Below are 18,600 nucleotides of genomic sequence, written 5' to 3' on the forward strand. Positions count from 1 at the left end.
AAAACATTTCGCGCCGTGCAAGGCACAACAGAACGCCGCCGATGCGAGACCGGTGCATTGCTTCGCGAATGCACCCTACGGTTGTCTCGCGTTCGAGACCACAACAGCTCGGCTTCTGCTTTTCTGCCTCGCTTTCTGGCTTTGCCACACCCAAACCATCAGCCCACACCACTCGCCCCTTCAGCAGGCCGAGCGCAGGTGTCGTGGAAGGGGTTGAGCGGCAGGGATGCCGCGAGAGCCGCGAGGGCCATGGATGGCCCTTCGTGGCGTGCCCTTGGAACGGCACCGGAGCGAGGGAACCCCGGCAAAGCCGGGGCCGGATGCAGGGGTCGCCTTCTCTTTGGTTACTTTCTCTTGGCGAGACAAGAGAAAGTGACGCGCCGTGCAGGGCGCAATCTGTCGTTCGGGCCGAGGAAAGCGCGACGCCCAAAACGCCAGATCGTAAAGCCAAAAGACAAGAGCATCGCCCGCAAGGACTAGGCGTCCCCCAGGCTCCTACAAAAACATTTCGCGCCGTGCAAGGCACAACAGAACGCCGCCGATGCGAGACCGGTGCATTGCTTCGCGAATGCACCCTACGGTTGTCTCGCGTTCGAGACCACAACAGCTCGGCTTCTGCTTTTCTGCTTCGCTTTCTGGCTTTTCCCACCCAAACCATCAAGCCACACAAATTCGCCCCGTCAGCAGGCCGAGCGCAGGTGCCGTGGAAGGGGTCGAGCGGCAGGGATGCCGCGAGAGCCGCGAGGGCCATGGATGGCCCTTCGTGGCGTGCCCCTGGAACGGCACCGGAGCGAGGGAACCCCGGCAAAGCCGGGGCCGGATGCAGGGGCAAGCGTTTTTGCTTACTTTTTTCGCGACTGAAAAAAGTGAGGCGCCGTGCAAGGCGCAATCTGTAGGTCGGGCCGACGAAAGCGCGGCGTCCAAAACTCCCGATCGTGAAGCCAAAATACAAAAGCATCGCCCGCAAGCGGGCTCCTACAGTCTTTCAAGCTTTCACGCCGTGCAGGGGCAATCTGTAGTCCGAAACGCGGAAAGTGCGGGTCAAAAATACCCGTGTACACCCTATGCTAGACTCCCGCCCTTTCCCAACCATGCCCGCTCCCGTGCCCGAAACTCCCGCCTGGCTCAGCGCCGACCGTCGCCCGCTCCCGCTCGATCCCGTGCTGCACACCTGGCTGTACGAAGACCGCGGCTCGCTCACCCGTCGCCTCACCGATCTCGCCGAGGGTGCCTTCAGCGTTCAGCCGCTGGCCGAGGGATGGCAGCCGTTGCGTGGCGACGAGTGCGAAGCGCTCTGGCTGCCACCTGGTAGCCGGGGTTGGGTCCGCGAAGTCTTTCTGCTCGGTCACGACCGCCCCTGGGTCTACGCCCGCAGCGTGGCCGGGCGCGAGGCCCTGATCGCCTCGGGCTTCGATCTTCAGCACCTGGGCAGCCGCTCGCTCGGCGAGTTGCTGTTCAGTGACCGTGCCTTTGCGCGTGGTCCGCTCGAAGCCTGCCAGTATCCGGCCGCCTGGCTGCCCGAGCCGGTACACGAAGACGGCCTGTGGGCGCGCCGGTCGCGCTTCAGCCAGGGTGCGCTGGCGGTGCTGGTCGCCGAGGTGTTCCTTCCGCCCTTCTGGGCGCGGGTTCGCCGTCAGGCCTGACGACCGCTCCCTGTCCGGGCCGGCGCGGCTCCGTATAATCCCGCCATCGCCCACGCCTGCCGTCGACGTCCGGCCGCGAACGGAGAGCCGCCATGTTCCTCAAGCTCCTGCAATCGTCCAACCGCCTGCATCCGCGCGCCTGGGATTTCATCCAGCTGATGCGGCTGGACCGGCCGATCGGCACCTACCTGCTGCTGTGGCCCACGCTCTGGGCGTTGTGGATCGCCGGCGAGGGCTCGCCGAGTGTGAAGAACGTGGTCATCTTCGTCCTCGGCGTGGTGCTGATGCGCGCGGCCGGCTGCGTGATCAACGACTTCGCCGACCGCAACTTCGACGGGCACGTCGCGCGTACGAAGGAACGTCCGCTGGCCACCGGGCGGGTCACGCCGAAGGAGGCCTGGATTCTCTTCGCGGTGCTGGTCGCGCTGAGCTTCGGGCTGGTGCTGCTGACCAACGCCGCCACCGTCTGGCTGTCGTTCGGCGCGCTGGGCGTGGCGGCGCTCTACCCCTTCATGAAGCGCTACACCTTCTACCCGCAGGTGGTGCTCGGCGCGGCCTTCTCCTGGGGCATGCCGATGGCCTTCACCGCCGAGACCGGCCAGTTGCCGGCCGAGGCGTGGCTGCTGTTCATCGCCAACCTGATCTGGACCGTGGGCTACGACACCTACTACGCCATGGCCGACCGCGAGGACGATCTGAAGATCGGCATTCGCTCGACCGCGATCCTGTTCGGCGAGGCCGATCGCGTCATCATCGCCACCCTCCAGGGCCTGGCGCTGTTCTGCCTGATCCTCGCCGGCGTGCGCTTCGAGCTGGGCCAGTGGTTCCACCTGGGGCTGGTCGTCGCCGCCGGCTGTTTTGCGTGGGAGTTCTGGAGCACCCGCTCGCGCAAGCCGCAGGCCTGCTTCAAAGCGTTCCTGCATAACCATTGGGCTGGGTTGGCGATCCTCTTCGGCATCATGCTGGACTACGCAACGCGCGCATAAGAAAGCCCGTCGCGGCACTGCCGGGACGGACTTTTCACCTCGCAGCACTCTCAGCCGTTCAGGATGCGCGCGCCCGCGTCGGCGACCTCGCCATCCTGGCTCGGGTGCATGCCGGAGACGCCGATCGCGCCCACCAGCCTGCCGTTCTCGATCAGCGGGATGCCGCCGTCCATGAGGATGGCGTTGTGCATCGACAACAGCCGCAAGGTCGCGCCGCCGCTGGCCAGGGTTTCCTCGAACCCCTTGGTGGTGCGCTTGAACGCCGCCGCGGTGGCGGCCTTGCGCTGAGCCACCTCGACGCTGCCATGCGCGGCGTGATCCATGCGCTGGAGCAGCACCAGATGGCCGCCGGCGTCGGTCACGGCAATCACCATCGCCCAGCCGTTGGCCTGCGCATGCGCGCGGGCGGCGTCGGCGACGCGGCTTGCGGTCTCCAAATCGATCGGCGGCCCGTAGGCCAGCGGGGGTGCGGCAACCGGAGTGTTCATCGCGCGCTCCTCATGGCATCGCCTGGCCGCCGTTGACGTCCAACGTCTGGCCGGTGATGTAGCCGCTGCAGGCGTGCGAGGCGAGGAACAGGTAGGCCGGTGCCATCTCTTGCGAGGTGCCGAAGCGGCCGAGCGGGATGGTGGCATTGACCTGCGCACGCGCGGCCTCGTCCTTGTCGGCGTGGAAGGCGGTATCCACCGTACCCGGCGCGACCACGTTGAAGCGGATGTTGTCGCCGGCGAACTCGCGCACCCAGTTGCGCTGCACGTTGTGCAGCCAGGCCTTGGCGGCGGCGTAAAGGCTCGCGCCCGGGCCGCCGCCGTTGTAGGCGGCGATCGAGCCGGTGGTGATCACCGAGGCGCTCTGCCCGCTGGCCTTGGCCGAGGCGCGCAGGTGCGGGATCGCCTCGCGGGTGACCAGCAACGCCGACCGCATGTTCACGTCGACCATGGCATCGAAGAAGGCGTCGTCGATCTTCTCGAGACCGCGCCGCTCGAGCAGCGCGCCGGCGTTGTTGACCAGCACGTCGAGGCCGCCGAAGCGCCCGACGAATGCCGCGACGGTGTCGATGCAGTCCTGGCTGCGGCTCAGGTCACCGGCGAAGAACGCCGCTTCGGCGCCGTGCGCGGACAGTTCGGTCAGCAGCGCATCGAGGTTGGCCGGGCGATTGCGCGCGGTGATGCCGACATGCGCGCCGAGCGCGGCGAACGCCTTGGCCGTGGCCAGACCGATGCCGAGCGTGGCGCCGGTGATGAGGACACGCTTGCCCTTGAGGTCGTCGAAATACATGGATGCTCCTTAGTCGGTGAGGGCGGGACGGGGTGTGCGGTGTTCGCGCCACAACCGCAGCAGCGGCGGCGCCAGCCAGACGGCCGCGGTGATCAGCGCCAGCGTCAGGGACACGGGGCGTTCGAAGAAGGCGAGGAAGCTGCCGTTCGAACGCATCATCGAGGTGACGAAGGTTTCCTCCAGCAGCGGCCCGAGGACGATGCCGAGGATCATCGGCGCCAGCGGGAAGTCGTTCTCCTCGAGCAGGAAGCCGAGCACGCCGAAGACCAGGATGGTCACGACCGCGAACAGGCTGTTCTCCACGGCGTAGGCGCCGACCATCGCGAACAGCAGGATCGACGGCATCAGGAGGCCCTGCGGGATGCGCAGCACCTGCTTGAACAGGCGCACCGAGAGAAAGCCGAACGGAATCAGCATCAGGTTGGCCAGCAGGAAGGCGAGGAACACCGCGTTGATCATGCTGGCGTTGTCGGTGAAGATCGTCGGCCCGGGATTGAGCCCCTTCATCAGCAGCACGCCGATGACGATGGCGGTCAGCGAATCGCCCGGAATGCCGAACACCGTGGCCGGAATGAAGCTGCCGCCGACCGCCGCGTTGTTCGCCGCGGTGGCCGGGGCGATCTGCGCCACCGCGCCCTCGTCGGTGGCGGTGGCGCCGCGATGACGGCGCCCCATGGCGTAGGCGATGTAGGCGGCGATATCGGCGCCGGCGCCCGGTAGCGCACCGATCAGCGTGCCGGTGACCGAGCCGCGCAGAATGCCGAGCTTGTGCCGCAGCGCATCGCACAGGGCGCGCCAGTACAGCGGCTGCTGCGGAACCTGCGGCAGCTCGCGTTCACTGACGCTGCGGGTGCAGTAGCGCAGGATTTCAGCCACCGCGAACAGGCCGATGATCACCGGGATGAAGCCGAAGCCGCCGAGCAGCGCGTCGCTGCCGAAGGTGAAGCGGGTCTCGCCCGACACCGGGTCGATGCCGACGCTCGCCACCAGCAGGCCGAGCAGCAGGGACACCGCGCTGCGGCTCACCTGCGTGCCGCCGACCATGATCGCGGCGGTGAGCCCGAGCGTGGCCAGCCAAAAGTATTCGAACGAGCTGAAGTTGAGCGCGAAGCGCGCCAGCAGCGGCGCGCCGAACATCAGCGCCAGCACGCCGATGCTGCCGCCGATGGCCGAGGTACAGGCGCTGATGCCGAGGATGTACTCGCCTCGCCCGGCCTGGGTGAAGCGGTAGGCCTGGTCGGTGTAGGCCGCCGAGGCCGGCGTGCCGGGCATGCGCAGCAAGACCGCGGGCAGGTCGCCGGCGAAGATCGCCATGGCCGCCATGGTCACGATCGCGGCGATCGCCGGGACCGGGTCCATGAAGAAAGTGATCGGCACCATCAGCGCCACGGCCAGGGTAGCGGTGAGGCCTGGAATGGCGCCCACCATCAGGCCGTAGAGGGCGCTCGCCGCCATGATGCCCAGCACCTTGAGCGTGAAGACCTGGCTGAGCGCGTCGAGGATGACGTCCATCTCACAGCCCTCCGAGGTTGGCCAGCAGGCCCTGCGGCAACGGCACGCCCATCACCTGCTGGAAGAACAGATAGAGAAAGCCGATCACGCCCACGGCGCTGGCCATCGCCAGCAACGGTCGCCCGGTGAAGCGCGCACCGAGCCCGGCGAGCAACAGCCAGCCGGTGGGCAGGAAACCGAGCGGCTCGACGAGCGCCAGGAATGCCAGCAGGCCGCCGATCACCAGGCCCAGGTTCAGCCAGTGGCCCGGCGACCGGCACCAGTCGCACAGGCTGAACCACAGCGAGTCGCGGCCGGCACGGGCCGCCGCGATGCCCTTGCTGGCGAGCACCAGGCCCACGAGCATCAGCATCGTGCCGATGATCGAGGGGTAAAAACCGGCCCCGTACTGGAAGTACGGCGATTTCTCCATGCCATTGGCGATCATGAACACGCCGAGGCCGAGCGCCAGGCAGAGGATTCCCCAGGTCAGGTCGGACAGTTTCATGGCGGCGACTCCGTGCTGGCGGGCGGTTACAGGTCCATCTTGGCGAACAGCGCCTGGACGTCGGCGGTGTGCTGCTTGAGGTAGTCGGCGAACGCCTCGGAGTCACGCCACTGCGGGTTGAAGCCGCGGGCCTTCATGTCGGCCTGCCACTCGGGGTTGGCATAAATCGCCTTCATGGCCGCCTCGAGCTTGGCGCGGATGTCGTCCGGCAGGCCGGCCGGCGCGACCAGGCCGCGGAAGGAGCCGAGTTCGAGTTCCAGCCCGGTCGCTTCCTTCAGCGAGGGGACGTCCGGGAAGTTCTCCTGCCGCTCGGGGCCGAAGACCGCCAGGCTGCGCACGGTGCCGGTCCTGAGCATGGCGTCGGCCTCGGGCAGCGAGCTGGGCACGAAGTCGACGCCACCGGCGGCCAGGTCCTGCATGGCGGCCGCGGCGCCCTGCCCCGGGATCATCCGCACCTTGGCCAGGTCCACGCCCCAGCGGTCGAGCAAGGTCGCCACGGCCACCGGCCAGGAACCGCCGCACCCGCCGGCGCAGGCGATGGTGTACTTCGCCGGATCGGCCTTGATCGCATCGAGCGCCTGATTGACGGTCTTGAACGGCGAGTCGTCGCGCACCTGGAAGCCCGCGGGATCGAAGTTGTACTGGGCGATGGGAGTGAAGTCATCGAGCGTGAAATCGGCCTGGCCCATCTCCTTGTAGTGCGCGAAGTTGAAGAGCACGCCGAGGGTGTAGCCGTCGGGCTCGGCATTGACGATACGGTTGATGCCGACCACGCCGCCGCCCTGGCCGAGGTTGAGCACGTTGAACTGCTGGCCGAATTCTTCCTTCAGGTATTTCGACAGGATCCGCGCGGTGCCGTCGGAGCCGCCGCCGGCACCGGCCGGGACGACGATGGTGACCGGACGGGTCGGCCATTCGGCGGCGAAGGCCGGCAGGGCCGCCAGCGACAGCACGACCGCGGCGGCCCGGACGCCCGCGCGCAGGCCACGGGACAGGCGGTTCTTCAGAGTCTTGGGCATAACAGTTCTCCTTTTATTGTTGTGGTACTGCTTCCGGCCGGACGCGGTGTGCGCCGGCTGGAACTAGCGGGCCAGCGCGTGCCAGGCGTTGGCGAAATCCCTTGCGTTGCGGCCGACCGCCTCGGCGGATTGGCCGGGCCGATACAGCGCCGAGCCCAGCCCGAAGCCGCTGGCGCCGGCCTGCCGGTAGGCGGCCATGCCCTCGGGCGTGATGCCGCCGACGGGCACGAGCGGACAGCCTGCCGGCAGCACGGCGCGCCAGGCCTTGAGCACGGCCGGCCCGAGCTGCTCGGCGGGGAACAGCTTGAGTACGTCGGCGCCGGCCTCGAGCGCGGCGAAGGCTTCGCTCGGCGTCGCCACCCCGGGCGCGCTGACCAGCCCGGCGGCACGGCTGGCGCGGATCACCGCCGGGTTCATGTTCGGCGAGACGATCAGGCGGCCACCGGCTTCGGCGACCGCCTCGACCTGGGCCTCGCTCAGCACCGTGCCGGCGCCGATCAGGCAGCCCTCGCCCAGCGCATCGACCAGCCGACGGATGCTGTCGAGCGGCTCGGGCGAGTTGAGCGGCACTTCGATCATCCGCAGGCCGGCGTCGTACAGGGCACGTCCGATCGGCACCGCTTCGGCGGGAGTGAGTCCTCGCAGGATCGCGATCAGCGGCAGGTCACGCAGGTAGGTCTCAAGCACGGCGAAGCGCCTCGTCGGTCAGCAGGCCCGCCGCCTCGGCGACGCGCCACAGGCCGGCCACGCCGGCGTTGTCGAGAATCCGCACGCCGGCATGGCCGAACTGGCCCAGGGCATCGCGGTAACGCTGGCAGAGCGCCGGATCGCCGAGCAGCACCAGCGCGCGCGACCCGGCCGATCCGGCCAGCGCGCCGCGCAGCTCCTCGCCGATCAACAGGCCCGACAGGTAATCGAGGCTATGGGCCGGCGCCAGTTGGCCGCACAGCACCAGGCTGCGCACGCTGAACAACTGGTCGGCGATCCCGTGCTCGGCGTCGCGGGCCATGCGCAAGCCCCAGGCGAACGCCGCTGGCGAGGCTTCGGCGCCGCTTTCGAGTGCCGGTCGCCCGAGGATCGAATGGTCGCGCAGCAAGGCGAACAGCTCGCCGGTGAGGTAGGTGTCGAAGCCGACCAGCCGGCCCTCGCGGATCGACGCCCACTTGCTGTGGGTGCCGGGCAGCACCAGCAGGGCGTCGTCCCGCAGCGCCGGGTCCAGCGCCAGCGCGCCGACCACCTGGGTCTCCTCGCCGCGCAGCACGTTGGGCCGCGCGCCGCCCTGCATCACGCCGGGCACCAGGTGCAGGGCTCCGCGGCCGGTGTCGATCACCCGCAGGCCCTCGGCCAGGCTGCGCTCGTCCGCCGGACAGGGCACATAGGGCACCTCGAGCCAGCCCTGGCGGCTGCCGATCATGCCCGCCGCCAGTGCCGGCAGCTCGGGCCAGCGCTCCAGCCAGTCGCCGATCAGCAGCTGGTAGGCCCGGGCGAAGTCGCGGTCCGGGGTGTGCTGGATGCCCCAGTTTCGCGTCCGGGAGTCCAGCACCTGGGCGCCGGCGCCGAGCAGGTAGGCGCGCAGGGACGAGGTGCCCCAGTCGAGGGCGATCAGACGCGGTGGGCTCATCGGGGTCTCCAGCCGAGTTCCGTGGAAACGGCCGCCGCGCAACGCAACACGCTCGGCCGAAGTTCATGTAGCCGGCTCTCCGGCATGTAGGGGATGGCGCTGGCGACGCTGAGCGCGGCGACGATCTCGCCGGCCGCATCGCGAATCGGCGCCGCCACGCACCGCACGCCCAGCTCGTTCTCCTCGAGATCGAAGCTGAAGCCGCCGGCGGCGTACTCGGCCATCTGCGCGTGGTACTCGTCCCACGGGGTGAACGCCTCGCGCAGCCCGCTCTGGCCGGCGCGACGCTGCAGACCCTCGTCGTAGAGCTCGCGCCATTCGGCGGCCGGCAGGTCGAGCATCAGCGCCTTGCCGATGCCGGTCAGGGCGAGTGGCATGCGCAGGCCGATCCGCGAGCGCATCTCCAGGCCCCGGCTACTGGGCAGCTTGTCGATGTAAAGCACGTCGCCGGCTTCGCGTACGCCGAGGTGGACGGTGTCCTGCGTGGCATCGGCGAGCTGTTGCAGGTGCGGGCGGGCCAGCTTGATCAGCGGCATCTGCGCACGGGCGAGGTAGCCGAGTTCGATCAACCGCGGGCCGAGCCGATAGCCCGACGGCTCCTGACGCAGGTAGTCGGCCTGCGCCAGCGCGGCCACCAGCCGGTGGGTGGTGCTGCGCGTGCAGCCGATGGCGGCGCCGATCGCCGCGAGGCTGTCGGCGCCGTGGGCCACGGCATCGATCACGGCCAGGCCGCGAAACAGCGCCTGGGCACCGAGGGGAGCGTCTTTGTTGTTTTCTTGGGTCATGGGTATCTCCTGCGGCACACCTTAGTGCGGCGATCCGTTTATCTCAATATGCGAGTTACACTCCCATATTTTGGGATTCAGGCACGGCAAGCGAAACGCCTGCGGCGGAGTTGTCACACCGATGCAACAATTCCGTTATCTAATGCCCGACGACAAAAAGACGACCCGAGGCTTGACCATGAATGGCAAGAACATCCTGATCGTTGACGACGAAGCGGCCATTCGCGAAATGATCGCCGTGGCGCTCGAGATGGCCGGCTATGAATGCCTGGAGGCCGAAAACGCCCAGCAGGCGCACGCCCTGATCGTCGATCGCCAGCCGGACCTGATCCTGCTGGACTGGATGCTGCCCGGCACCTCGGGCATCGAGCTGGCTCGCCGGCTCAAGCGCGACACCCTCACCGCCGACACCCCGATCGTGATGCTCACCGCCAAGGGCGAGGAGGACAACAAGATCCAGGGCCTCGAAGTCGGCGCAGACGACTACATCACCAAGCCGTTCTCGCCGCGCGAGCTGGTCGCCCGTCTCAAGGCCGTGCTGCGCCGTGCCGCGCCGGCCGACAGCGAGGTGCCGATCGAGGTTGGCGGCCTGCTGCTCGACCCGATCAGCCATCGCGTGACCATCGACGGCAAGCCGGCCGAAATGGGCCCCACCGAATACCGTCTGTTGCAGTTCTTCATGACCCATCAGGAGCGCGCCTACACGCGCAGCCAGTTGCTCGATCAGGTCTGGGGCGGCAATGTCTATGTCGAGGAACGTACCGTCGACGTCCACATCCGCCGCCTGCGCAAGGCGCTGGGCGATGTCTACGAGAATCTGGTCCAGACCGTGCGCGGCACGGGCTATCGGTTTTCCACCAAGGGCTGAACACCGGCCCTCACCTGCTGCGCGGGAGCGCTTCGATTGAATCAAGACTGGCGCGGCTCCATCGTGCGGGGCCTGCTGATGGTGATCGCCGCCTGCCTGCTGCTCGGCCTTTTGACCGGCGAATACGCCTGGGCGCTGGTGCTGGGCCTGGCCTGCTACCTCGGCTGGACGCTCGTGCAGCTGTCCAAGCTGCAGCGCTGGCTGCGCGAGCGCGGGCCGGAAGAGCCGCCGCCGGATGCCCACGGCCTGTGGGGCGAGGTGTTCGACGGCGTGTACCAGATGCAGCGCCAGGAGCAGCGCGCCCGTACCCGCTTGCAGGGCATCATCGATCGCGCCCAGGAATCGACCGCCGCCCTGCGCGACGCCATCCTGCTGCTCGACAGCGATGGCAACCTGGAGTGGTGGAACCCGGCCGCCGAGCGGCTGCTCGGCCTGAAGGACCCGCACGACACCGGCCACCCGGTCTCCAACGTGGTGCGCCATCCGGCGTTCAAGGACTACTTCGAGGCGGGCCGCTACCAGGAACCGCTCGAACTGCCATCGCCGGTCACCCAGCAGTTGCAGCTGCAGTACCACTTCACCCGCTTCGGCAACAGCGAGCACCTGGTGCTGGTGCGCGACGTCACCCGCCTTCACCAGCTCGAGCAACTGCGCAAGGACTTCGTCGCCAACGTGTCGCATGAATTGCGCACGCCGCTGACGGTGATCGCCGGCTACCTGGAGACGCTGCTGGAAAACCAGGACCAGTTCAGCCCCCGCTGGGGCCGCGCCTTGCAGCAGATGGACCAGCAGGCCGGTCGCATGCAGCACCTGCTCAGCGACCTGCTGCTGCTCGCGAAACTCGAAGCCACCAGCTACCCCGCGCACAACCAGCCGGTCGCCATCGACCAGCTGCTCGCCGCGATCCGGGCCGACGCCGTGGCGCTATCGGGCGAGCAAGGTCACCGCATCACCCTCGACGCCGAGCCCGTGCCGCTCAAGGGCAGCGAGAGCGAGCTGCGCAGCGCCTTCTCCAACCTGGTGTTCAACGCGATCAAGTACACACCGGCGGGAGGGGAAGTCCGCATCCGCTGGTGGGCCGACGACCAGGGCGGCCACCTGAGCGTGCAGGACACCGGCATCGGCATCGAAAGCAAGCACCTGCCCCGCCTGACCGAGCGCTTCTACCGGGTCGACTCCAGCCGCGCCAGCAGCACCGGCGGCACCGGGCTGGGGCTGGCCATCGTCAAGCATGTGCTGCTGCGCCATCGCGGACGGCTCGACATCACCAGCACACCCGGCCAGGGCAGCGTCTTCATCTGCCATTTCCAATCGAGCCAACTGGCGCCCTGAGCGCCGCCATCGACGGGCGGCGGCTGTCGGCGACTTGAAATTGCCTGCCCTGCCCCCCATCCTCGGTCTTCCCAAAATCACTACGAACCCCCATGGACCCCTCCCCTAGTTACGTCGCCCCCAGTTACTTCGCCGATCTCGGCCTGATCCTGTTTGCCCTCTTCCTCGTCCTGCTCAACGGTTTCTTCGTCGCCGCCGAATTCGCCATGGTCAAGCTGCGCGCGACCAAGGTCGAAGCCATCGCCGCCGAGCACGGCTGGCGCGGGCACATCCTGCGAACCGTGCACAACCAGCTCGATGCCTACCTCTCGGCCTGCCAGCTGGGCATCACCCTCGCCTCGCTGGGGCTGGGCTGGGTCGGCGAGCCCGCGTTCGCGCACCTGCTCGAACCGCTGCTGGCCCTCATCGGCATCGACAACGAAGCGGTGATCCACGGGATCGCCTTCTTCACCGCGTTCTTCATCATTTCCTACCTGCACATCGTGGTGGGCGAGCTGGCGCCCAAGTCCTGGGCCATCCGCAAGCCGGAACTGCTGTCGCTGTGGACGGCCGCGCCGCTGTACCTGTTCTACTGGCTCATGTACCCGGCGATCTACCTGCTCAACGCCAGCGCCAATGCCATCCTGCGCTTCGCCGGCCAGGGCGAGCCGGGGCCGCACCACGAGCACCACTACAGTCTCGACGAGCTCAAGCTGATCCTGCATTCCAGCCGCGCCCAGGACCCGTCCGACCAGGACATGCGGGTGCTGGCTTCGGCCGTCGAAATGGGCGAGCTGGAAGTCGTCGACTGGGCCAACTCGCGCGAAGACCTGGTCCAGCTCGAGCAGTCCATGCCACTCAGCGAAGTGCTCGAGGTGATCCGTCGCCACAAGTACAGCCGTTACCCCGTCTATGACGCGGTCAAGGGCGAGTACACCGGCCTGCTGCATATCAAGGACTTGCTGCTGTCGCTGGCGGCTGACGAGCCGTTCGACCTCGACGAGCTGCTGCGCCCGCTGGATCGCGTGTCCAAGCACCTGGCGCTGACCTCGCTGCTGGAACAGTTCCGCCGGGGCGGCTCGCACTTCGTGCTCGTCGAGGAAGGCGATCACAAGGTCATCGGCTACCTGACGATGGAAGACGTGCTGGAAGTGCTGGTCGGCGACATCCAGGACGAACACCGCAAGGCCGAGCGCGGCATCCTGGCCTACCAGCCGGGCAAGCTGCTGGTGCGCGGCGATACCCCGCTGTTCAAGGTCGCGCGGTTGCTCGACGTCGACCTCGATCACATCGAGGCGGACACCCTGGCCGGCCTGGTCTACGAAACCCTCAAGCGCGTACCCGAGGAAGACGACGTGCTGCTCACCGACGGGCTGCGCATCATCGTCAAGAAGATGCGAGGGCCGAAGATCGTCCTCGCGAAGGTGTTGAAGACCCACTGATCGCCGGCTGAAGCTGCCGCCGTATGGTGGGCAGCGCGTCGGATGGCTTCGGCTTCGTAGGGTGGATAACGCCGCAGGCTTATCCACCGTTGGGCAACCATTCGATCCACTGTTGCCTGCCAACCGGTGACCCTTACAGGCCGTGCCCGCTTCAATCCCCGCCGACGGCGAAGTTCGGCAGGCTGTTGACCGGTTGGGCGAATTCGAAGGGGATCGACTCCACCGCCAGGCCGACGTTGCGCTGGACCACGAAGTGCAGGTGCGGGCCGGTGCTGTTGCCGGTGTTGCCCGAGCGGGCGAGGAGGCTGCCGGTCTCGACCCGCTGGCCCTCGCGCACGCCGACCGAGCCGCGCATCAGGTGCAGATAGACCCCCATCGTTCCGTCGTCGTGCAGGACGCGTACGAAGTTGCCGGACGGGTTGTCGCCGCGCCCGGTCTGGTCGTTCTCGATCTTCACCACCACACCGCCACGGGCCGCGACGATCGGCGTGCCCTCCGGCATGGCGATGTCGAGGGCGTAGCGTCCCTTCGGCGTGAAATGGCTGTACTTGCCGTTGGCGCCCTGGGTCAGGCGGAACGGGCCGCCGCGCCACGGCAGCGGGTAGCGGTACAGCGAAGGCTGCAAGCGGGGATCGCCCAGCGCATAGCGCAGGCGCGGTTTGTAGCGGATCGGCTGCGTCGCGTCGCGCGGCGCGAGGGTGGCCAGGCGGATCTGGCTGCGCGGCGGCAGCACCCAGCGGATCGGCTTGGCCGGCGCGCCCACGGCGTTCTGCACGTTCTCCAGCGCCAGTTCGACGTCCACCGGCGCGTAGAGGTCGTTGCGCAGCACCAGCGTTTCACCGCCGGCATGCTTGCGCGTCTCGAGCTTCACCTGGGCGTCGGTCCGCTCGACCATGCGATCACGGAAGCGGAACACCTGGGCACCGGGCGCCGCCTGGTCGCTGTAGGTCACCACGCCGTTGGCATCGGTGTACTTGTAGATGGTCAGGGCGCTGGCGGGCGCGGCCAGGCCTACGAGGAGCGAGAGCAGCAGAAGTCGGCCTAGCATGTCGGCAAGCGTCTGGTCAGGTGAAGAAGGAGGCCGACGATAGCAGGCCCCTGGCCCGCTGCGCAGCCGCCGCCCGGCGGTTGTGTGATGCCGTCCGCTTGGTTCGTTCGCGTGACCGACCGGCGGCCTCAGGCCCCCGGTACATAGTGTCGCTGGCCGGTGCCTCGGGCGATGAGCCGCGAGAGGTAGTCGAGCTTCTGCGGGTCGCGGTCGACGAAGCGGAAGGTCACCTGCAACCATTCGCTGTCCGGCTTGGGCTCGAGCGCGGCGATGGCGTGCAGGTAGCCGTTGAGCCGAGCGATGTCGGCCTCGCCCTGTTCGAGGTCCAGCACGGCAGCTTCCAGCACCTGCGGCAGGGTGTCGGTGCGCTTGATGATCAGCAACGCCTCCTTGAGGCTGATCGCCTTGATCACGCACTCGAGCGTGCCGGAGGCCAGCCGCAACTGGCCCTGGCCACGGCCGGCGGGTGCGGCGGCCTTGGTGGCGGGCGCAGCGGAAGCCGCTGCCGCTGGCGCTGGCGCAGCCGGCGCACGGCGGACCACCTCGGCCTTGCCGCCGGTCAGCGCGTTGAGCGAGTCGTTGGTCATGCCGGTCATGGCGGGCCGCGAGTCGGCCGCCTGCAGGGCGTCGAGCTTGCCGGCGCGGGCCAGGGCCTTGCGCACCTTCGCCGCCAGCTGCTCGTTCGAAAACGGCTTGCCGATGTAGTCCGAAACGCCGGCCTGGATCGCCTGGATGACGTTTTCCTTGTCGCCGCGGCTGGTGACCATGATGAACGGCGTGGTCTTGGTCGCTGCCTCCGCGCGGCACCAGGTCAGGAGTTCGAGGCCCGACATTTCCGGCATTTCCCAATCGCAGAGGATCAGGTCGAAGGCATCTCGGCCGAGCAGTTGCTGGGCCTTGCGCCCGTTGACCGCCTCTTCGACCCGGATACCCGGAAACAGTGTTCGCAACGCCTTCTTCATCAGATCCCGGATGAAGGGCGCGTCATCGACCACCAGCACACTGATTTTGCTCATCCGAGGCTCCAGACTCCGACCGGCTGCAAGGCCGTCAGTGTGCGGAGCAAGCGAGGTGAGTCAAGTTTTTTAAATGGCAAGCGAGCGCCAGTCGCCGTCGCGCTCGCCTCCATCCGACGGACGTACCTTCGTCCGTCGCGATGCGATCACTCGCCCCTGACTTCGGCCTGCATGCGCGCCAGGCCCATGTGCCGCACATCGGTGCCGCGTACCAGGTAAATCACCAGGGCGGCGATGTTGCGCGCGTGGTCGCCGATGCGTTCGAGCGAACGGAGCACCCAGATGACGCTCAGCACACGCGAGATCGAACGGGGATCTTCCATCATGAAGGTCACCAGTTCGCGCAGCGCCGTCTTGTACTCGCGGTCGACGGTCTTGTCGTATTGCACCACCGAGAGGGCCAGATCGGCATCGAAGCGGGCAAAGGCGTCCAGCGCTTCCTGCACCATCTTGCGCACCTGGTCGCCAATGTGGCGCACCTCGACGTAGCCGCGCGGCGATTCGCCGGACTCGCACAGCTCGATGGCGCGACGGGCGATCTTGGTGGTCTCGTCACCGATGCGCTCCAGGTCGATGACCGACTTGGAGATGCTGATGATCAGCCGCAGATCGGAGGCCGCCGGCTGACGTCGGGCGAGGATGCGCACGCACTCCTCATCGATGTTGCGCTCCATCATGTTGATCTGGTCGTCGACCTCGCGGACCTGCTCGGCGAGCCCGGAATCGGCCTCGATCAGCGCGATCACCGCGTCGTTGACCTGCTTTTCCACCAGGCCGCCCATCGCCAGCAGGTGGCTGCGTACCTCTTCAAGCTCGGCGTTGAACTGCTGGGAAATGTGTTGGGTATGGCTGTCTTTGCTGATCATGGTTCGCTCCGCGAAAGCTGGAAGCTTGAAGCCGAAAGCTTGAAGCCCGAATGTCTGCCCTTGCCGCCAGCTTTAAGTCCTGACTTCGAGCTGGCGCGCCCCGTGCGCTTAACCATAGCGTCCGGTGATGTAATCCTCGGTCTGCTTTTTCGCCGGATTGGTGAAGAGCGTGTCGGTATCGCCGTACTCGATCAGCTTGCCCATGTACATGAACGCCGTGTAGTCCGAAACGCGCGCGGCCTGCTGCATGTTGTGGGTGACGATGACGATGGTGTACTTGGCCTTGAGTTCGTAGATCAGCTCTTCGACCTTCAGCGACGAGATCGGGTCGAGCGCCGAGCTTGGTTCGTCGAGCAGCAGCACTTCGGGCTGCACGGCGATGGTGCGGGCGATCACCAGGCGCTGCTGCTGGCCGCCGGAAAGGCCCAGCGCGGATTCGTGCAGGCGGTCCTTCACTTCTTCCCACAGCGCCGCGCCCTTGAGCGCCCATTCGACGGTCTCGTCGAGCACGCGCTTCTGCTTGATGCCCTGGATGCGCAGGCCGTAGACGACGTTCTCGTAGATGCTCTTGGGGAACGGGTTGGGCTTCTGGAACACCATGCCGACGCGGCGGCGCAGGTCGGCGACATCTTCGCCCTTGCGGTAGATGTTGGTGCCGTCGAGGTTGATGACGCCTTCGATGCGGCAGCCGTCGACCAGGTCGTTCATGCGGTTGAAGCAGCGCAGCAAGGTCGACTTGCCGCAACCGGACGGGCCGATGAAGGCGGTCACGCGCTGCTTCGGGATGTTCAGGCTGATGTCGAACAGCGCCTGCTTCTGTCCGTAGAACAGGCTCAGTTGCGGAACCTCGATGGCGACGGTCTCGTCCGCCAGCCGAAGGCTGCGCTTGTCGCGCCCGAGCGCGGAAATGTCGATGCCGTGGGTGGGGGTTTGCATGAGGTTCACTCCGTTCGCAGCTGCACGCTGCAAGCTGTAAAGCGTCAAGTCAGGCAGCGTTGCTTCGGCATGAAGCGCGCGGCTCGAGGCTTGCGGCTGCTGTTAATGATCAAGCGCCTTGTACTTCTCGCGTAGGTGGTTGCGGATGTACACCGCCGCGAAGTTCAGCACCGCGATGACCAGCACCAGAAGGAAGGCCGTCGCGTAGACCAGCGGGCGCGCCGCCTCGACGTTCGGGCTCTGGAAGCCCACGTCGTAAATGTGGAAGCCCAGGTGCATGATCTTCTGGTCCAGGTGCAGATAGGGGTAGTTGCCGTTGAGCGGCAGGGTCGGCGCCAGCTTGACCACGCCCACCAGCATCAGCGGGGCCACTTCGCCGGCGGCGCGCGCCACCGCGAGGATCAGGCCGGTCATCATCGCCGGGCTGGCCATCGGGATCACGACGCGCCAGAGCGTTTCGGACTTGGTCGCACCGAGCGCCAGCGAGCCCTCGCGGATCATCCGCGGGATGCGCGCCAGGCCCTCTTCGGTCGAGACGATCACCACCGGCAGCGTCAGGATCGCCAGCGTCAGCGACGCCCACATCAGGCCCGGCGTGCCGAACACCGGCGTCGGGGCGGCCTCGCGGTAGAACAGATCGTCGATCGAGCCGCCCAGCACGTAGACGAAGAAGCCCAGACCGAACACGCCGTAGACGATCGACGGAACGCCCGCGAGGTTGTTCACCGCGATGCGGATCAGCCGCGTCAGCGGACCCTGCTTGGCGTATTCGCGCAGGTACACCGCGGCGATCACGCCGAACGGGGTGACGATCACCGCCATGATCATGACCATCAGCACGGTACCGAAGATGGCCGGGAACACGCCGCCCTCGGTGTTGGCCTCGCGCGGCTCATCGCTGACGAACTCCCAGACCTTCGCCGCGTAGAAGCTCAGCTTCTCGCCGGTCGACATCGCGTTGGGCCGGTGGATGTCCACCACCTTGGCCAGGTTCAGCTCGATCTCCTGACCGGTGCTGGGCTGCACCACGATGCTGTCGCGCGCCAGGGCCTGGTTGAGCTTGGCGAGCTGGTCTTCCAGCGCCCGGTACTGTTCCTGGAACTCACTGCGCTGGCGATCCAGCTCGGCCTGGGCCTCGGCATTCAGCGCGCCTTCCAGCTCGAGCTCGCGCGCCTTCAGACGCAGCCGCTCCATGCCGTAGTTGATGGCGCCGATATCGACCCGCTCGACGCGGTTGAGCTGATCATGAAGGTCCTTGGCGCGCTCGAGCCGCTCCTGCAGCGCCGGCCAGGCCGCGCCGCCCTCGGCGACCACCTGCCCCTGCTCCTTGACCGCCAGCAGGCGCCCGTAGAAGTTGCCCCACTCGCGCCGCTCGATCGCCACCAGGTCCTTCGGCTTGCTCACATCCTCGAGCCAGTTGTCGACGACCCAGACGAAATCCGCACCCAGCTCGCGGTTGCCGACCTTGATCAGCTTGCGAACCATGAATTCGGAGCCTTCGTTCTCGACCGGCAGGCCGGCGCCCGCCAGGCGTTCCCGTGGTACTTCCTCGCTCTCGACCACCTCGCCGATCAGCGGCCGCGGCTGCTCGCCGGGGATGACGTAGCGGGCTTCGATCAGGTCGGACGCCCAGAAGTGGGCCAGGCCGCGCACGGCGATCACCGCCAGCAGGCCGAGGGTCATCACGACGGCGATCGAAACGGCCCCGCCATTCATCCATATCCACGGCGAGCCGCTCTGGAACCAGCCCTGCCGGGTTTTGCGCTTGTCAGTCATTGCGTA

The 18,600-nt window shown here is 67.4% G+C and carries 18 protein-coding genes; 5 read left to right on the forward strand and 13 right to left on the reverse strand.

Going from position 1 to position 18,600, the window contains the following annotated elements; all coding sequences use genetic code 11:
* Nucleotides 1-1,103: 1,103 nt before the first annotated feature.
* Together D7325_RS17955 and ubiA are read left to right on the forward strand one after the other, a co-directional pair.
* Nucleotides 1,104-1,643, forward strand: coding sequence for a chorismate lyase (locus D7325_RS17955; protein ID WP_425452330.1), 540 nt, complete (start codon nucleotides 1,104-1,106; stop codon nucleotides 1,641-1,643).
* A gap of 92 nt (nucleotides 1,644-1,735) precedes the next feature.
* Entirely contained in the window at nucleotides 1,736-2,629 is an 894-nt protein-coding gene (ubiA, locus tag D7325_RS17960) for a 4-hydroxybenzoate octaprenyltransferase (protein WP_120997826.1), read from the forward strand.
* 50 nt (nucleotides 2,630-2,679) lie between these two features.
* On the opposite strand, the gene D7325_RS17965 is transcribed toward ubiA, so the two are convergent.
* From D7325_RS17965 to D7325_RS18000, 8 genes are all read right to left on the reverse strand, one after another.
* Nucleotides 2,680-3,117: a GlcG/HbpS family heme-binding protein gene (locus D7325_RS17965; RefSeq protein ID WP_120997827.1), complete on the reverse strand. Its 438-nt coding sequence runs from the start codon at nucleotides 3,115-3,117 to the stop codon at nucleotides 2,680-2,682.
* Between the two features lie 10 nt (nucleotides 3,118-3,127).
* The gene (locus D7325_RS17970; RefSeq protein ID WP_120997828.1) at nucleotides 3,128-3,907 is read right to left on the reverse strand and encodes an SDR family NAD(P)-dependent oxidoreductase; all 780 of its coding nucleotides are present in this window, start codon (nucleotides 3,905-3,907) and stop codon (nucleotides 3,128-3,130) included.
* Between the two features lie 9 nt (nucleotides 3,908-3,916).
* Nucleotides 3,917-5,419 carry a tripartite tricarboxylate transporter permease gene (locus D7325_RS17975; protein WP_120997829.1) on the reverse strand — a complete coding sequence of 501 codons (1,503 nt, stop codon included), beginning with the start codon at nucleotides 5,417-5,419 and terminating at the stop codon, nucleotides 3,917-3,919.
* Between the two features lies 1 nt (nucleotide 5,420).
* A complete protein-coding gene (locus D7325_RS17980; protein WP_120997830.1) occupies nucleotides 5,421-5,906 on the reverse strand; it encodes a tripartite tricarboxylate transporter TctB family protein in 486 nt (161 codons plus the stop codon).
* A 26-nt stretch (nucleotides 5,907-5,932) separates the two neighbouring features.
* The gene (locus tag D7325_RS17985; RefSeq protein WP_120997831.1) at nucleotides 5,933-6,925 is read right to left on the reverse strand and encodes a Bug family tripartite tricarboxylate transporter substrate binding protein; all 993 of its coding nucleotides are present in this window, start codon (nucleotides 6,923-6,925) and stop codon (nucleotides 5,933-5,935) included.
* A gap of 63 nt (nucleotides 6,926-6,988) precedes the next feature.
* Complete coding sequence (locus D7325_RS17990) at nucleotides 6,989-7,612, reverse strand: 2-dehydro-3-deoxy-6-phosphogalactonate aldolase (protein ID WP_120997832.1); 624 nt, start codon at nucleotides 7,610-7,612, stop codon at nucleotides 6,989-6,991.
* Nucleotides 7,605-8,546 (reverse strand): 2-dehydro-3-deoxygalactonokinase, encoded by a 942-nt coding sequence (locus tag D7325_RS17995; protein WP_120997833.1) that lies wholly within the window; start codon nucleotides 8,544-8,546, stop codon nucleotides 7,605-7,607. Before D7325_RS17995 ends, D7325_RS17990 begins: the two co-directional genes overlap by 8 nt.
* Nucleotides 8,543-9,331 (reverse strand): IclR family transcriptional regulator, encoded by a 789-nt coding sequence (locus D7325_RS18000; protein ID WP_120997834.1) that lies wholly within the window; start codon nucleotides 9,329-9,331, stop codon nucleotides 8,543-8,545. Before D7325_RS18000 ends, D7325_RS17995 begins: the two co-directional genes overlap by 4 nt.
* Nucleotides 9,332-9,509: 178 nt before the next feature.
* On the opposite strand from D7325_RS18000, the gene phoB reads away from it, so the two are divergent.
* From phoB to D7325_RS18015, 3 genes are all read left to right on the forward strand, one after another.
* Entirely contained in the window at nucleotides 9,510-10,199 is a 690-nt protein-coding gene (gene phoB, locus D7325_RS18005) for a phosphate regulon transcriptional regulator PhoB (RefSeq protein ID WP_120997905.1), read from the forward strand.
* Between the two features lie 36 nt (nucleotides 10,200-10,235).
* Nucleotides 10,236-11,531, forward strand: a complete 1,296-nt coding sequence (gene phoR, locus D7325_RS18010; protein WP_120997835.1) for a phosphate regulon sensor histidine kinase PhoR — start codon at nucleotides 10,236-10,238, stop codon at nucleotides 11,529-11,531.
* Nucleotides 11,532-11,623: 92 nt separating this feature from the next.
* A complete protein-coding gene (locus tag D7325_RS18015; protein WP_120997836.1) occupies nucleotides 11,624-12,952 on the forward strand; it encodes a hemolysin family protein in 1,329 nt (442 codons plus the stop codon).
* A 151-nt stretch (nucleotides 12,953-13,103) separates the two neighbouring features.
* On the opposite strand, the gene D7325_RS18020 is transcribed toward D7325_RS18015, so the two are convergent.
* The 5 genes from D7325_RS18020 to pstA form a co-directional block, all read right to left on the reverse strand.
* Nucleotides 13,104-14,000, reverse strand: a complete 897-nt coding sequence (locus D7325_RS18020; RefSeq protein ID WP_120997837.1) for a peptidoglycan DD-metalloendopeptidase family protein — start codon at nucleotides 13,998-14,000, stop codon at nucleotides 13,104-13,106.
* A 128-nt stretch (nucleotides 14,001-14,128) separates the two neighbouring features.
* The gene (locus D7325_RS18025) at nucleotides 14,129-15,016 is read right to left on the reverse strand and encodes a response regulator (protein ID WP_120997838.1); all 888 of its coding nucleotides are present in this window, start codon (nucleotides 15,014-15,016) and stop codon (nucleotides 14,129-14,131) included.
* A 146-nt stretch (nucleotides 15,017-15,162) separates the two neighbouring features.
* Entirely contained in the window at nucleotides 15,163-15,882 is a 720-nt protein-coding gene (phoU, locus tag D7325_RS18030; RefSeq protein WP_120997839.1) for a phosphate signaling complex protein PhoU, read from the reverse strand.
* Nucleotides 15,883-15,990: 108 nt separating this feature from the next.
* Nucleotides 15,991-16,818 (reverse strand): phosphate ABC transporter ATP-binding protein PstB, encoded by an 828-nt coding sequence (gene pstB, locus D7325_RS18035; RefSeq protein WP_120997840.1) that lies wholly within the window; start codon nucleotides 16,816-16,818, stop codon nucleotides 15,991-15,993.
* A gap of 102 nt (nucleotides 16,819-16,920) precedes the next feature.
* Nucleotides 16,921-18,594, reverse strand: a complete 1,674-nt coding sequence (gene pstA, locus D7325_RS18040; protein WP_120997841.1) for a phosphate ABC transporter permease PstA — start codon at nucleotides 18,592-18,594, stop codon at nucleotides 16,921-16,923.
* Between the last annotated feature and the right edge of the window lie 6 nt (nucleotides 18,595-18,600).

It is taken from the genome of Stutzerimonas urumqiensis (assembly GCF_003640395.1).
Lineage (GTDB): Bacteria > Pseudomonadota > Gammaproteobacteria > Pseudomonadales > Pseudomonadaceae > Stutzerimonas > Stutzerimonas urumqiensis.

Coding starts and splice junctions, on each gene's coding strand:
- ubiA (WP_120997826.1), top strand. CDS start 1,736: ATGTTCCTCAAGCTCCTGCAATCGTCCAACCGCCTGCATCCGCGCGCC.
- D7325_RS17965 (WP_120997827.1), bottom strand. CDS start 3,117: ATGAACACTCCGGTTGCCGCACCCCCGCTGGCCTACGGGCCGCCGATC.
- D7325_RS17970 (WP_120997828.1), bottom strand. CDS start 3,907: ATGTATTTCGACGACCTCAAGGGCAAGCGTGTCCTCATCACCGGCGCC.
- D7325_RS17975 (WP_120997829.1), bottom strand. CDS start 5,419: ATGGACGTCATCCTCGACGCGCTCAGCCAGGTCTTCACGCTCAAGGTG.
- D7325_RS17980 (WP_120997830.1), bottom strand. CDS start 5,906: ATGAAACTGTCCGACCTGACCTGGGGAATCCTCTGCCTGGCGCTCGGC.
- D7325_RS17985 (WP_120997831.1), bottom strand. CDS start 6,925: ATGCCCAAGACTCTGAAGAACCGCCTGTCCCGTGGCCTGCGCGCGGGC.
- D7325_RS17995 (WP_120997833.1), bottom strand. CDS start 8,546: ATGAGCCCACCGCGTCTGATCGCCCTCGACTGGGGCACCTCGTCCCTG.
- D7325_RS18000 (WP_120997834.1), bottom strand. CDS start 9,331: ATGACCCAAGAAAACAACAAAGACGCTCCCCTCGGTGCCCAGGCGCTG.
- phoB (WP_120997905.1), top strand. CDS start 9,510: ATGAATGGCAAGAACATCCTGATCGTTGACGACGAAGCGGCCATTCGC.
- D7325_RS18015 (WP_120997836.1), top strand. CDS start 11,624: ATGGACCCCTCCCCTAGTTACGTCGCCCCCAGTTACTTCGCCGATCTC.
- D7325_RS18020 (WP_120997837.1), bottom strand. CDS start 14,000: ATGCTAGGCCGACTTCTGCTGCTCTCGCTCCTCGTAGGCCTGGCCGCG.
- D7325_RS18025 (WP_120997838.1), bottom strand. CDS start 15,016: ATGAGCAAAATCAGTGTGCTGGTGGTCGATGACGCGCCCTTCATCCGG.
- phoU (WP_120997839.1), bottom strand. CDS start 15,882: ATGATCAGCAAAGACAGCCATACCCAACACATTTCCCAGCAGTTCAAC.
- pstB (WP_120997840.1), bottom strand. CDS start 16,818: ATGCAAACCCCCACCCACGGCATCGACATTTCCGCGCTCGGGCGCGAC.
- pstA (WP_120997841.1), bottom strand. CDS start 18,594: ATGACTGACAAGCGCAAAACCCGGCAGGGCTGGTTCCAGAGCGGCTCG.